This window comes from Fodinibius salicampi (assembly GCF_039545095.1).
Lineage (GTDB): Bacteria > Bacteroidota > Rhodothermia > Balneolales > Balneolaceae > Fodinibius > Fodinibius salicampi.
In genome coordinates this window covers 296,190-311,428 of the sequence record NZ_BAABRS010000002.1, presented here as the reverse complement: position 1 = coordinate 311,428, position 15,239 = coordinate 296,190, and the positions used below count along the sequence as shown (strand labels likewise).

Sequence of the window (15,239 nt, the reverse complement as noted above, 5' to 3'; positions counted from 1 at the left end):
GGATAAATATCGGTAACAGGTTCCGGCATTTAATTGAGAATTAGGAATTGAGTAGTGACTTCTTTTAACATAACATTACACATAGAATTTGAGGGATACCTACTCACATTCATCAACTTTTTGGAATTTTTTCTTTCCTCTCATCTGGATTGCAATAGAACATCTTATACCAGGTTTTAAAAAAACGGTTCTTATATATATCCCGGGAAAGTTCTTAATGCTCTTTCACCTTTTAACACTTTAACTACCACTTATGGTCGCCAAAAGTGCTGCAAAAACGTCGCCGGCTTCGGCGTTCGGGAACACTCGGTACGGAAATAAATGAAGATCTCGTTTTTTTGGTTGCCCCAACAAGGAATAAGCCGGGAACGTCCACTACTTTTATCACAGCTTTCCCCATTTATTTCTTTACGTACTTCCCGCTCCTCATCTGCTAAGGGCAGCGGGATGGTTTTATTTACCTGTTCCTCGTCAGGCAGAAATTTTCCCAGTTGGTTTTGTCGCTTTCAATAAAATAGGAGCTAACTTATTCTTGAGAAGTCAAAAATCTATTCCTTCCGGCCTTGGGTTGTGAGCCTATCAGAGCAATGACGGGAGAATCGGCCGAAAATAAGCTTGTTTGAGCGACCCACGGGAGCGAGTTTTGCTTTTTTACAGGTTCGAACGGACGCGCTCAGGCGAAGAACCCTCAGCCGGTGAGTTTTTTGTTTACTTTTTTGAGCATCCAAAAAAGTAATACCTCATCAAGGTTAAGGACGCATACATCTTATATTGTATCAATCCGCTGCTCTTGTGGAATTGAGCTCCATTCCACAGGGGCCGGTGACTTTTTTGGGTTCCGTTTTTTCGTCACTGAAAAAAATGGAGAAGCTTACAGTACAATAATATCTCCTTTCAAAAAGGGCAAAAACCCTAATCATATTAATGGTGTCCCTTTTGGCTTGATCCAAAACAGACGAAAAGATCAAGGACCATTTAACTCCTCAGGGTGGACAACCCCGGAAACGCTGATTACTGCTCCAGGCCACCCTTCGTCAAACAGAAATGGTCCGGGTGGGCTCTGTCGCTTTCAGTGGATATACAATTCAATCTTTTAAAATAGAGTGGACTACTTAGAACTCCGGAAAAATTATTTCTCTGGCTTTGAAAAGTCAGCTGTCTTATAGAGCATAAGTTCACAGATCCTCATAAACTACTGCATTCAATCCTCCTGCCCTAGTGGAATCTCCCGTTGCACAGGGAGGCCACTTACGTGGCATTCCAAAGGGCCAGCGTAGAATCTAAAAGGCTGCTCCCTCAATCATTTATCCCCTTCGCACTGGGAGATTCTTCGACTCCACTACGTTTCGCTTAGAATGACAGACGTTGTTTTAATCCGACAACAGACCACGGACAACCGCTATCTGCCATCTGATAACCGCAAACCCACGGAAGCCCACCAACAGTACGCTAGCGCTACGTCGCAGGCCCTCTCCACAGGGAAATCATTCCAAGCTGTAAAAGAATGGAAACCTAAAAACCTTCAAGATTTAACCTGAAACAGTAAACACCAGCTTTACACTTAAAACATAACACTTCCGACTATTAATAGGAATCATCCTTTCTAAACTCTATCAATAATTCGGCATCGGCTTTATCTTTCGTCCTATTCGATGCTCGTTTATTTATAATCAAATCATCCAGCGAGATAAAATTAACAATCTGACTTCCAAGTTTGCCCTGTTCTCTGTTTGAGTAAGCCTCTTCAAAAGAAACTCCCGAAATTCCGGTCATAATATCAATTCGCACAGGTTCATATCCCAATTGCAGAATCTTATCATCTCCTGATAAATCTTCCTTAGTCAGATCCAATGCTCCAAAACCAAATTTTTGTAACACCTTTAAAAGCTGTTTGATATTTTTATCAGAGTTACCAATAAAAAAATCGATATCTCCTGTATTTCTTGGCCGTGCATAATATGAAACAGCATAAGCACCAACAATAAGGTATTGGACCTTATGATCGTTCAACAATGCGACAAACTCTTCGTAATCCTTTTCGAGCTTCATGATATTCTTCCTCTTTCTGGAACAGGGTTATATATTGCTCGCGTAATTCCTGAAGAATACTTAACCGTTCTTCAGGAGATTTAGATTTCCAATATTCAATATCTTTCTGTTCGGCCTGATCCCGATCTAGCAACTGGGCTTCTTTTATCATATCCATATCAACATATATATGTACCTAATAACAAATCTATCACTGTTCAAGCAAATAATATATCCAATAATCCTCTCAAAAACAGAAATGTTAAATATATATCCACTATACCGAAACGAAGAAATATTCTATTCAGAAGATCGTTCCTGAGTGAGAAATATGGTCCAGCCTTAATTCTATTTCGCCTTTTGTCTTGGCACAAAAGGCTCGTAAAAAGCCAAGGAAAATTTAAACTCCTTGGTGCGGACTTCGGCCCCCGACGTTGATGACGGCCACCGGGAGCGAGTTTTGCTTTTTTACAGGTTCGAACGGACTCGCTCAGGCGAAGAACCCTCAGCCGGTGAGTTTTTTGGGTTCCGTTTTTTCATCACTGAAAAAATGGAACAAGGGAAAAGTATAAGATTGTTTCCTTTCAAAAAGGGCAAAAACCCTAATCATATTAATGGTGTCCCTTTTGGCTTGATCCAAAAGAGACGAAAAAATCAAGGACCATTTAACTCCTCAGGGTGGACAATCCCCGGAAACGCTGATGACCGCTCCAGGCCACCCTTCGTCACACAGAAATGGTCCGGGTGGGGTTTGTCGCTTTCAAAATAGAAGTGGAAATATACCAGCCTTAAAAGGTCAGGGATTATCCTTAGACAATCGAGGACTGTCATTAAAAAAAGCAGTGTCATTCCGACCGCCAGCGGAGGAATCTCCTTCCACGAGGACCGCGTAAAATCTAAAAGGCTACCCCCTCAACCCTTTTTTCCCTCAAAAAGGGAGATTCTTCGGCTCCACTGCGTTTCGCTCAGAATGGACTATGGACCACGGACAACCGACAACTGCTATCTGCTATCCGATATCCACCAACCAAAACCCAACCTTACAACATTCAACCTGCAACCTGCAACACTTAAAACTTAACACTTCCTAAGCAACGAGGCTCTCTTTCCTGAAATACTTAATAACATTATTCAAAATATCCTCCGTCGTGTGCGTAGGCTCATAGCCGATCGCCTCCCTGATCTTAGCCAAATCAGGAGTACGGCGCTTCATATCCTCGAAACCCTTGCCATAGACCTCCTCATACGGAATATGGTGTATCTCCGACTCACTATCCGTTAGCTCCTTCACCATGGACGCCAGCTCATTCATCGAAATCTCCTCTTCACCGCCGATATTAAACACCTCGCCCTCGGCATCGTCGGTGTTCATCAGCTTCACGATCGCATCCACCGCATCCTTTACATAGGTAAAGCAGCGGGTCTGCTCCCCGTCGCCGTGGACCTGTATGGTTTCATTGAGCAGCGCCTTTTGTACAAAATTGGGGATAACCATCCCGTACGTACCCGTCTGGCGGGGGCCGACCGTATTAAAGAAACGGGCTACCACTACCGGCAGCTTCTTTTCATCGTAATAGGCCATAGACAAAAACTCATCCATCGCTTTGGAGCAGGCATACGCCCAGCGCCGCTTGCTGGTGGGACCTAATTTCCAGTCGCCGTCTTCCTTCAGTTTATCAATGCCGTTATTCCCTTCCATCAGCTTTCCGTAAACCTCGGATGTGGAAGCGACCAGCACCTTCTTATCGTGATAGCTGGCCAGCTTTAAGACATTTTCGGTCCCCTGAACATTGGTCACAATGGTCTCGACCGGGTTCTCCATGATAAGCTTCACGCCCACCGCCGCGGCCAGGTGGAAGATCTGATCGCACTCCTCCACCAGCTGCTCCAGCGTATGATAGTCCATCACGCTGGCTACCTTTATCGTAAAGTTAGGGTCGTCTCTCAGATGATTGATATTAGACAGCTTGCCGGTGGAAAGGTTATCAATAACGGTTATCTGGTGGCCGTCTTTTAGTAAACGATCCGCCAGATGGCTACCGATGAACCCTGCTCCGCCAGTAATTAAATACTTCATATTAAATTAAATCTGTGTTTGAAATTTCAAATTTCTTCTTTTTTACTCTGTGGAATGGAGCTCAATTCCACAGGGCAAGCCCCGCTCCGCCCGTGATAAGATATTTCATAAAATATTGTTAGACTTCAATAAAAAGTAGTTTGCGTATGCCCTAATTTCCGAGCAAGGTATCATACAATTTTAACGTTCTCTTTTTCGTACGCTGCAAAGAAAAATGTTCACGGGCAAAAGTTCTGCCGTTTTTACCCATTTCCATTCTCTTTTCTTTCTCAGCAAGCAAAGTTAAGGTTTTTTGAGCCAAATCTTTACTATTTTTTTCCTGAACCAAAAACCCGTTATAACCGTCCTCTACAATCTCCCTGCAGCCGGGCATATTCGTAGTAATAATAGGCTTTCCACAGGCGGCCGCTTCAATGAGTATTTTGGGTACTCCTTCCCCATAATAACTAGGTAGTGATACGATACTGCTGCCCTGCAAAACCTCCACCATATTCTCACAAAAGCCCCACCATTCCACTTGACCGCTTTCATCCCAGGCCCGGAGCTGTTCTTCCGTCACGGAGTTGGGATTATTATGATCGGGCTTACCGGCCAGGACGAAGCGTGCTTTCTTAGCATTCCTATTTATAATTTCTGCCGCTTCAACAAATTCGCCCACACCTTTATCCCAGATCATCCGGCTTGCGAACAATACAATGGGTAAATCGTTTTCGGGAGTATCAGCCGGTGTGAATTCCTGCATATCCACCCCAGACCCTCTGATTAACGTAATGCAATCTTCATCTACAACCTGCATCTCCTTAACAAGCTGTACATCATCCGGATTTTGCAGTAAAAATATACTATTGGGATGGTTCAGGGAAAACTTCAACATTGCCCGTATCGGGACCTGAAGCACCCGGGAAGTCAAATCTTCTGACCGGAAGAGGTATCCTAATCCTGAAAGCGCATTGACTACCCCCTTGATACCAGCCCAGCGTGCCGCCATCCCCCCGTATAATACTGGTTTAATCGTTACATGATGAATGACATCCGGCTGTACATCTTTATAGAGTTCATACAGCTCGTACATTAATTTAAGATCGGCTGCAGGATTCTTTCCGCCGGGCTCCATTTTTTTTAGTTCATGCCAAATCAATCCATGTTGCTCATACTGTTCTTCCATACCGGAGGGGGAAGTGGCTACATGCACGTCAAAACCGTTCTCCCGGGCTCCTAAGGCAAAAGGCAGGCGGTGGGAAAAGAAAAATTCTGAATGATTAACTACGAACAGTATTTTCTTACTCATTACTTAAATAAAATAACAGACCTCTTAAATAAGGAGATCTGTAAATTATTATTAAATTAAATCATACCAGTGGCCTAAATCCCGACCTGTCAGATTCTCAACAAATTGAATATCTTCTTTATAATAATCTAAAAGCTCCTGTTTATTATCTTCAGATAACTCCGGTAATTCATCTTCACGACCTGAAAAAATACTTTTTAATCCTAGACGTTTACCAAATTCTACAACTTTATGTAATCTCTTTGACCTGAGGAAAGTAGCTAATATAGCTCCATATTTAGCAATTGTTATATTTTCAGGCATTGTGGCCGGATTTACTTTATTATCTATCCCATTATCTAATGAAATAGTGGGAATATCTAACAAATTAGTAATTTTCCTTAGTGTATCCTTAGGTTCATTCTTTATATCATCCAATAACAAGACATGCACATCATTTTTCCCAAACTGATTCATCCAACGTGGTATATGTTTTGAATATTTACCAGCTGATATGATACGGGGTATATCTTCTATCGAACTAGAGAAGTCTCTGTCAACTCGGCCTTTTCGCAGGTGGTGATGAAAGAGCGATTGGGCACGACTTATGGGGTTTCTAAGAGTAATAAAAATCTTACAATCAACATTAACCGAGTGGATACGTTCCGGTACTTTTTCCTCATCAAAATAGGTAGGAGCAATTTCACCTAATAATTGCTTGTCACTTTTATGCCTGAAATGCCAATAATACCACTCTAGTCCTTTTTCATAATGTTGGTCAAAGAACATTGTTTCCTTTACATTCTTTGGGAAACAAAGTTCTTGATGTTTTTTTAACTGCTTATATACCCATGTTGTACCGGTTCTTTGGGGACCAATAAAAACAAAATCAATACTTTGGCTCATTTACTTTTTACTGATACTTATAAATAAATGCTAAATATATTCTTTATACAGAATTCTAGAATGAACTTGCCAGCTGTTGTCCTGCTTAAAACTTTGTTTTTTAATTAAGAAGTTCATTATAAATAACTGAATACTCTTTGTGCATTTGGTCCAATGAAAAATATTTTTCAACAATATCTCTATTTTTCTTCCCAATATTTTGCAATTCTTCTTTCTCCATTTTATTTAGCTTTTTAATTTTCTTTGCCCATTTTTTTAAACTAAGAGAAAGTAGAATAGGTCCTTCTCCCTTACTTAATATCTCTTTATGCGAGGGGATATCAGATAAAATCATTGGTGTTGAGGTTGCCATAGCTTCTAATACTGCTATTGGCAATCCTTCATATAAAGAAGCTGAAATAAATACATCACTTTTCCGTACTTCCTTAAAAACTTGATCACGTTCAATTAAACCCGTAAAGATAATCTTACTTTTGTCATTTTTTCCTTTTATTTCTTTTGTTTCTTCATCTAAAGGTCCAATAACCTTTAACGTTATGTCAATATCTAATTGGTCTATAAGTTTTATTAAAAAAGGAATGTTTTTTTGACCATTTCTTTTGCTAATAGTAGTCAATATAAGATTATCATTTCTATTAGTATCAACTTTATCAATTGTCGAGTCAATTCGTTTAATATTGACGCCATTAGGTATAGGTTTATTTCTTTTCTTAATAAATGATTTATAAGGATAAGCTTTATAACTTGTTTTACCGCAAAAAGTAATAAAATTTGAGGTTCCTAAATTAATGTTGGTAAATATCTTATTGTGCAAAGAATAATTATTGTAAGTATTATGTACTGTATATAGGATAGGAATTCTCCAAGAAAAGTTCTTATAAATATTGAGAAAAGAAGCAGAGTAAGGGTGATGTGCATGAATCAGAATCTTATTTGAATACTCCTTCTCAACCTCGATTATTTCATTTATAAACTTAGGAATTGCCAAAAGCTTACCTTTACAATCATAAAACTTGACGTTATGATACCCTTTTAAGTCGCGAGTTTCTTCTTCCAATTTTGTATGGGGGCCAAGAGCAATAAAGTGATGGCTTTCATCAGGATATTTATTCGCCCTATAAGCAGTGAATTCATTTAACGCCATTCCTGTAGCCAAGGCTCTACCATCCAAGGTTATCAGAATTTTTTTTCCCATAAAAGTACTATCAAAATTTTATATATCGAATTTGTATTGATCTATATTGTAAGCATTTAAACCCAAGCTACTGCTGAGATATTATTTCCTGATTTTTCAATAATGCCAATTAATCATTTATTATTTTTTTCAATTATAGAAGATAATAAGCCTACGGTTTTTTTAGCCGCTACCTGCCATGTTGCATTATTACTAACATACTCTCGTCCCTTTTTACCTTTTTCTCGACATTTTGATTCATCTGCTAGCAAATCCAATAGGGCTTTTGCCAAAGCTTCTGGCTTTTCTGGTGGTACAGATACACCAGCACCAATCTTCTCAAGTAAATAACCCGCTTCTCTATAATAAGTAGCAACGATGGGTCTTTCACAGGCCATATAAGAATATATTTTTAAAGGATCACCTTTCATAGGTGTCCCAAATGAAATAGACCTATCGGGTAAAGCGACCTCCTTATTATAGGGTGCAACACAAATATTAGCTGCATTTACAAACTTTGCAGCAGTTGGCTCATCAACTTTTTCGTAAAGTTTTATTTTATTCTTTATACCATTGCTCTGAATTTGATCTTTTATGCCTTGAATTTGTGAAGTGGTACCCCCAACTAAAATAAGACTTACATTTGGATATTTTTGAACTACTATTCTAAATGCTTTAATGAGTGTGTGTAATCCTTGATACTGGACGAATGAACCTACATATACAATATGTTTTTTTTCCATATCCAGAGATAATACTTTTTTGTTGTATAGCATTTTCCCCGGTTTATAAATATTTGTGTCGACACCATTTCGTATTGTTATTATTTTTGATTTATCAATAGAAAATCTCTTTTCCCAAGACTCTACAATATGATCAGCCACCACTATAGAACCCGAACAATTTTTTAATAGAATCCTTTCAGATAACATATAAAAAGCTCGCAACAAGCTTCCTCTATTATAAATATTATTTTCTATATGAATGTCTGCATTATGCTCAACAACCAATGGTACTCTGAACAATCGAATTATCAGAGCAATTACAAATAATAGATTAAAATACCTTGCATATATAACATCAGGACGTTCTTTTATCAGGTGTACTACTAAGACAGGTATCAAACAGATAGTATAAGTTAATGTGTAGAAATGTTTTTTTGGCCATTGTAACACATTAACATGATGGACATTGTCATCAAAACTCGTTGGCCAGCCAGGTGCAAATACTTCAATCGAATTTACCTTTTTTGCCAAAGCCTTAACAAGTCCTCGGGCGTGTGATGCATGGCCTCCATGGTCCCGGCCGTCAAAATAAAGTAAATAGTATATATTCACGGAAAAATCTTAAATTTAAAATTGGTACCATTCATTACAATCTTCTTATCACGGAAATATCTCATCCAACCAAGTGGTATTCCGGTTGCGATAATTACTGGAAAAAATTTCATGTAATGCCTGTAGGCTGTATCAGGATCATTGGATCCAATTGAAAAGAGAACAATATGAAATAAAAATATTGCTAAGAGATAAAAATAGGTAATTCGAATTTTAAAAGTTGAGGTAATAGCTCTTAAAAAAAGTTTTACCAGGGAAATAAATAAGATGAACGTTAGAGGCATTCGAACAAAATCGTATGTTCTAAAATTTTCTGCAAAAAAAGGTGAAAATAAAAATTTAAATATAGCTATTCCCCCAAAGATAGGAGGGGCTTGAACCATTAATTGAGAATAGCTTGCCATCCAACCAACACTAATTACATCCAACAACCTTGTCCATACCGTATGAAAAGATAAATTATATAACCCATGTACTTTCCCGCCCCCTATCCTAAATTCTATCATCAAGCTGACAAATCCTACAAAACACAAAATTACGAACAAACCTCCCCATAGAGTTCTTTTGGTTAATTTAACCTTACCCATCTTGAAAGCCATATATATCATTGCTAAAAAAGGAAGAAGTACAAAACCACCATGGAACATGGCAGTCATTATACTAGAAGCAAATAACATAATAGCACTACCTTTTTTACTCCCCGTAACAAAACCAAACTCTATTAAATAATAAATAAACATCGTAAGAAACAGGATAGTAGATGCTTCTCTTAAATAAGAAGCAGACGTAAATATAAGAGCAGGTACGAGGGAAATAATAACAGCCACCAGATAAGATTGTTGGCGTTCCCTTAAAAGGATAAAGCTTATCCGGTAAGCATACCAAACAGTAAGGGTACCATATAACGAATTAATAAGTAAAGGAGTGAAAGTATCATCTCCGGTGAAATATTCAATTATACCTATTAAGCCCGCCCAAACATATGCAGATGAAAAATCAATTTGGAAACCACTATTCACTACTTCATCTGCAAATGCCTGAAATCGAACAATATCAGAGGTGTCACTTAAAGGAAATCGGAAACCGATAATATTAAAGGCTGCAAAACAAACCCTAACCAGATAGGCCCCTAACAATAAAGAGAAGAGATTGAACCTATCTCCAATTTTTTTTAGAAAGAAGAGACTTAATAGAAAAAATAATATTGGGAATACTATGTGCATGTATTTAAAATAATCAGAATACTGTTCACATATCAATTACGAGAAAACAAAATATCCCAACAAAATCGTATATAAACCAACAAAAATATTATGGGCCACAAAAATCCACCATACCGAGAAACAAAATAAAAACGCTCCTTGATAGGTTCCCCTTTTGGTCCTAACAACTTCTTGACTCTTTTTCGCACAGGTAATGTTTCATCTTTCCACGTACCTGAATTCGAATTCCTGGGACATTCTCCTAAAATAGCAGGAACAACCCAAGCTTTATATCCTTTCTTATTCGCTCTAAGTGCATAATCAAAATCTCCACCCGTATGACGAAATCGTTTATTTAGATTTCCAACACTAGTAATTACTTCAGATGGGAACAATACAACATTCCCGTTAAAAACATCGCACTGCCGAGCCTTATCCAAGGAAGAAATTAGACCAAACTTTAAAGGATTGAGTTTTTTGATTCTTTCTTGTCCGCCATAAGTTATCTCTCCAGTATCCGGGTCACATAAACTTCCTACAATAATCGGCGGTTTTTGTTCTTGTGAATTAAGCTCATTAAAAGTTTCAAATAATTTTGATATTGCCTCTTTATATAAGACGGTATCATCATTAAGCCACAAGTAAAAATCATATCCTTCTTCGATAGCAGCATTCATGGCTTTTCTCATTCCACCCGTCCAATATAATGACCCATTGCCTTTAAGAATATTGACTTCAGGGTATTTTTCCTTCACAGCTTCAGATGTCCCATCTGTACTTCCATCATCCACAAGGTAAACAGTAACCTCTATATTATTTATACTCTTTTGGCTAAAAAGTGTATCTAAACATTGAAGTGTTTTCTCTCTCCTATTATGACATGTCAGTAAAACAGCTAATGACCTTTTAAAATAACTCATATAATATAATAATCTACTCTAGTAAATTTGTACCACTTAAAGTGGTTTTTGAAACCACCCTAATCAATCCTGCTCAATTCTATTCAAAAATTCATTAATGTCCGAAAATATATCAGCATTATCTTGTATCCATTTGATATTCTTATTCCACCATTCAATCTTTAATAATTTTTGTCTCGTTTCTTGATCAAAACGATACTTAATTAGTTTAGCAGGCACACCACCATAAATAGCGTACGGTTCTACATCTTTAGTAACCACAGCACCTGTAGCAAGCACGGCCCCATCTCCAATTTTAATACCATCCATTATTTGTACATTGTTCCCAATCCAAACGTCATTACCTATATCTACAAAATATTCGTTTTCCTCATCTATGTATTTATGTTCCTTAAATAATTGCTTATCAACAAAAGTAAAGCCCGCCTGTTCTTTTGTTGAAAAAAAGGATGGATGTATAGAAACAAATTTGCTAGTTGGATGTAAGCCTAAACCCGTTCGTACATTATCTCCAATCGCACAAAACCGACCAATTTTTGTTGCTCTGATCATTGAATTATTAGCAACATAACTTCCAAAACCCAAAAAGGAATTAAGAAAAACAGTATTATTATATAATGCATTTCTACCTTCGAATTCTACTTTCCTATTGATCTTAACATCAGATTTAAAATGTACGTTATATCTATAAGATAGATATTTCTGGAAAGCATATTGCTTAATCTTGCTTATCATATATAAAGTTAAGCTTGGTAACCTAAATCTTTTAATAGCTCCTTATTTTTATCCGTAAGAAGCCTTACTTGTTCTTTGTTTAACTCCTGTTTCCAATACCCATAACTCCCCTTATTGGTAAACTTTACTTCTTTATCTGAATTATTAAATAAATTACTATTACTTTGTTCATTTTCTAATTTTCTCATATTTGAAAATGAAGACCACTCAATTGCATCACGGACCTCATCATCTGTTGGATCAATTCCTAAAAAATCGGCCATTCTCCTGATTTCCGAAAAAGTATCATCTTTCAGGTCCTCATATCGAAACAACATAAATCCATTTTCGACCTCTTTCTTATTAGAAATCCAACTCTTAACATTTTCACTCCAACTCCCAAAATCATCTAACTCTCCTTCCATAAATTTGTCGATAAACCTATCCAGAGGATAAGTATCAGATATCTTATTAAATTTTATGTGATAATTGTAATATGACAAAACTACATCTCTTACATCCCTAACCAGGTATACAACTTTGTTATAACGGGGATCGAATGAATGGTGACTTTTTATTATTCTGGGTCTTTTAAAATCTTTCAACTCCTTATCTGTATTACGATACATATCAGGAATCCCTTTTTCCATCGTTTCCCAAGTAATCTTTTCGTCAGATAGCAAAGTCCCCAGAATAAATCTGACCCACGTATTCCCAGAACGAGGGTAGGAAACAAGGAATATATCATCCTCATATATAGTTAGATCATTTCTAATTGGCCGGTTTCGTAGATTCTTATAAAACCTAATAAGTGTTTTCTTCATTACTTGATCTTGATAACATTTCTAATATTTCAGATAAAGTCTCAGGGAATAAAATTGAATAACCTTCTTCCAAATTGTTTTTTAAATATGAAACTGAATCTTCAACCTGTTTTTTATTATTCGGGGTAAAGTATTTTAAAAGAGAAATACTCTTTTTTCCAGAATTAGCGGCTTCAAAAAGGGTTGCAGTTGAATAACCTATCACGTATTCATAGTTTTTTAAAATTAAGTTTGCGGGAAAATAGTTTGGGATTTTTTTCTGGTTCTTCTCTAACGAATACAATTGATTAAATCGAGGATGTGACTTAACAACTATTGAAAACCCCTCATCATTCAAAGATGCGAGCAACCTATCCATTTCGAGACAATAATTACCTTTTGATACAAAACCTGATTCTATGGTACCACCAATTAATAATAATATATCAGCTTTATTAAGTTTTAATTTCTCATTAATTATCTTATTTACATTCTTCTTTTTGAAGTTAATATTTATTTTTTGAGCACTAACGTTCTTCAGGTATTTCTTATTTATTAAATAAAGGACCTTCTTACCATATTCTATTGGATCTGTACTAACTCCATACAACAATCTTATTAAATACGATTTTAAAACGGATTTCCAACTGTTATTATATTTTCTGGATTTAAACGTAACAGCCGGATCATAGTAAATAGTATTATATTTACTTAGCTTTTTTACCATCCACGCCTCAAAAAAACAATGTGAAACAAAAAAAATATATACCTTGCAATGTCTATATTTTTTCAGTTCACTTTGTATTATTTTTTTCTTGACAAATAATCTTAAAATTGAAATTAACCCCCTAGCTGAAAAAGGAAGGGGCGGTTTTGAGAAATAACAAATCTTATTGGATTCATATAACTCACTAAAAAAAAATTCTATTTTCTTATTAGAAGTAAATACCCTAAAGTCTTCTTCTCCTTCTTCAATTAAGCTAATAGTAGTAGGAATATTCAAATATGAAAGACAAAAAAAAATTTTCATATCTAATATTCTAAAGCCTTTTTAATTTTCCTACATCTCTTATCAATGTAACTTTTTTCTTTTTCCGTTAAATTCCCTTCACTTTGGTTGACACTTTTAGAATGAATTCCCTTAACCTTATTTTCTTCAAATGAAGAATTGGCAACAAAATCCTCGTTGTTGCCTTTTTTTAGGTTATTTATATCAAATAATTTATCTGACAAGCCTAACCTTCCACTAATTTTATCAAGTATTTCTGTTGTATCTGTAACCAAATCTTCATACTTAATAATTAAGATTTTTTCCGGATATTGTTCTTTAATATGTAGAGCTGCGGAATTAGAAAGGAGCCATTCGTCAACTATTTTTAGCGGATACTTATAAACAAACGGAGTAAACATTCTATTACCTACATCTATAGCATGTTTATTTCCTAAGAGCTTCCTCCCTATATCCTTTCTGATCTCATTAGATACATTTTTCAATTTCTTGGAAAAAGAATCATTTTTTTTCTTAACACCTACTCTCTTCTTATGGGAATAAAAAACATCACTTACATCCCTTACCATATGTATAATTATGGAATCTGAGGATTTTGTTATAAAAGACTCATATTTATCGTAGTTATGGGTCGTCTTGTCGCCATTGAATCGAGTTAATCCATTTTTATAATATTTTATAAAAGTCCTATATATCTCTTCATATGAGATACCATTATTAATGATTTCATTTTTAATTTCCCCAGACAGAAAAAATTCCTTGCGCTCTTCATTTAATCCATAAATTATAAAAGGTTCTAATTCATAAAAACACTTTTCTAATTGGTATTTCGAATTCATCATTCCATATTGTCCTAAACAACGATGCCAAAACCAGTTCAAGACATCTGAAACCATATTTATAGAGGGAGAAGAATCAAGTATCTTACACATTAAAGTAGTACCTGACCTCATAGTCCCCGATAGCAAAATTGCCTTCTCAAACTTCATATATCAATTATATACTATTATATAGAATTTTTAATTTTTTCTATTCGACCCTTATTTTCATCATAGAATGTATTTATCTTCTCAATTTTCATCTCAGGAAGCTGTTCTTGTGTCCGTTCTTCATGTATTCTCAAATATTCTGGATGGGCATTCAGCAATTCCAAAATCGAAAATAAGGACGGAATTTCATCGGGATTAAAATGACTATATAATTTATTTATGAACTGATAATCTTCGATATAGTCAGTGGTAATTCTTAATTCTGGCCTTTGATAAAACTCCTCGACTTCAATTTGATCGACATCAAAAACTGAAGGCTGATTAATTAATGGACCCCAAATTTCAGTATCGATAATTTTTTTGACCTTACAGGCTACTTGCATGGCTTTTACTTTAATGCCACTCACTGCACATCCCATTGGCAGTCCTTTTAAGTACGTAAAGTCTGGGCGGTTTTGGCTGATATTATCTACCACCCTATTAGCATGATTAATAGAAAATAAAGGATTTTCCCCTGTTATAGACAAAATATAATCTAATCCAAAAAATTGGCTGGCATCCAACAATCGTTGTAATACATCTTTTTCACTGCCCAAATAATAGTGAATATTGTTTTCAAGAGCTATATCAGTTAGTGGCTTATCTTGTTTATTTGTAGATGTACAAAGTATAATATCATCAACGTTTTGGACCTTCCGGGCTCTCTCAATGACTCTTTCGACAATAGGCTTTCCGTTCAAATCCAATAACAATTTTAAAGGTAGTCTTGTTGATTTTAGACGAGCTGTTATTAAAAATCCTATCTTCATTGTT

Annotated in this window: 15 protein-coding genes; all 15 read right to left on the bottom strand. The window is 36.1% G+C overall.

Annotated elements, in window-relative coordinates; all coding sequences use genetic code 11:
- Positions 1-244: 244 nt before the first annotated feature.
- Positions 245-400 carry a hypothetical protein gene (locus ABEB05_RS09220; RefSeq protein WP_265789535.1) on the bottom strand — a complete coding sequence of 52 codons (156 nt, stop codon included), beginning with the start codon at positions 398-400 and terminating at the stop codon, positions 245-247.
- Positions 401-1,584: 1,184 nt separating this feature from the next.
- Positions 1,585-2,049, bottom strand: coding sequence for a nucleotidyltransferase (locus ABEB05_RS09215; RefSeq protein ID WP_265789533.1), 465 nt, complete (start codon positions 2,047-2,049; stop codon positions 1,585-1,587).
- On the bottom strand, positions 1,997-2,206 hold the full coding sequence (locus ABEB05_RS09210) for a hypothetical protein (RefSeq protein ID WP_265789532.1): 210 nt from the start codon (positions 2,204-2,206) through the stop codon (positions 1,997-1,999). The genes ABEB05_RS09215 and ABEB05_RS09210 overlap by 53 nt, the downstream gene beginning before the upstream one ends.
- Positions 2,207-3,115: 909 nt before the next feature.
- On the bottom strand, positions 3,116-4,105 hold the full coding sequence (locus ABEB05_RS09205) for a GDP-mannose 4,6-dehydratase (RefSeq protein WP_265789531.1): 990 nt from the start codon (positions 4,103-4,105) through the stop codon (positions 3,116-3,118).
- A 151-nt stretch (positions 4,106-4,256) separates the two neighbouring features.
- Positions 4,257-5,393, bottom strand: coding sequence for a glycosyltransferase family 4 protein (locus ABEB05_RS09200; protein ID WP_265789530.1), 1,137 nt, complete (start codon positions 5,391-5,393; stop codon positions 4,257-4,259).
- A 51-nt stretch (positions 5,394-5,444) separates the two neighbouring features.
- Entirely contained in the window at positions 5,445-6,278 is an 834-nt protein-coding gene (locus ABEB05_RS09195) for a sulfotransferase domain-containing protein (RefSeq protein ID WP_265789528.1), read from the bottom strand.
- A 100-nt stretch (positions 6,279-6,378) separates the two neighbouring features.
- Positions 6,379-7,473 (bottom strand): glycosyltransferase family 4 protein, encoded by a 1,095-nt coding sequence (locus ABEB05_RS09190; protein ID WP_265789526.1) that lies wholly within the window; start codon positions 7,471-7,473, stop codon positions 6,379-6,381.
- A gap of 113 nt (positions 7,474-7,586) precedes the next feature.
- Positions 7,587-8,789, bottom strand: a complete 1,203-nt coding sequence (locus ABEB05_RS09185; protein ID WP_265789525.1) for a glycosyltransferase family 4 protein — start codon at positions 8,787-8,789, stop codon at positions 7,587-7,589.
- A complete protein-coding gene (locus ABEB05_RS09180) occupies positions 8,786-10,012 on the bottom strand; it encodes a hypothetical protein (protein ID WP_265789523.1) in 1,227 nt (408 codons plus the stop codon). Before ABEB05_RS09180 ends, ABEB05_RS09185 begins: the two co-directional genes overlap by 4 nt.
- Positions 10,013-10,044: 32 nt before the next feature.
- Positions 10,045-10,911 carry a glycosyltransferase family 2 protein gene (locus ABEB05_RS09175; protein WP_265789521.1) on the bottom strand — a complete coding sequence of 289 codons (867 nt, stop codon included), beginning with the start codon at positions 10,909-10,911 and terminating at the stop codon, positions 10,045-10,047.
- A gap of 63 nt (positions 10,912-10,974) precedes the next feature.
- Positions 10,975-11,646 (bottom strand): CatB-related O-acetyltransferase, encoded by a 672-nt coding sequence (locus ABEB05_RS09170; protein WP_345694266.1) that lies wholly within the window; start codon positions 11,644-11,646, stop codon positions 10,975-10,977.
- Positions 11,647-11,654: 8 nt separating this feature from the next.
- A complete protein-coding gene (locus ABEB05_RS09165) occupies positions 11,655-12,449 on the bottom strand; it encodes a sulfotransferase domain-containing protein (RefSeq protein ID WP_265789519.1) in 795 nt (264 codons plus the stop codon).
- On the bottom strand, positions 12,430-13,458 hold the full coding sequence (locus tag ABEB05_RS09160) for a hypothetical protein (protein WP_265789517.1): 1,029 nt from the start codon (positions 13,456-13,458) through the stop codon (positions 12,430-12,432). Before ABEB05_RS09160 ends, ABEB05_RS09165 begins: the two co-directional genes overlap by 20 nt.
- 2 nt (positions 13,459-13,460) lie before the next feature.
- Positions 13,461-14,426, bottom strand: a complete 966-nt coding sequence (locus ABEB05_RS09155) for a sulfotransferase (RefSeq protein WP_265789515.1) — start codon at positions 14,424-14,426, stop codon at positions 13,461-13,463.
- Positions 14,427-14,443: 17 nt separating this feature from the next.
- Positions 14,444-15,235: a cytidylyltransferase domain-containing protein gene (locus ABEB05_RS09150; RefSeq protein WP_265789513.1), complete on the bottom strand. Its 792-nt coding sequence runs from the start codon at positions 15,233-15,235 to the stop codon at positions 14,444-14,446.
- Between the last annotated feature and the right edge of the window lie 4 nt (positions 15,236-15,239).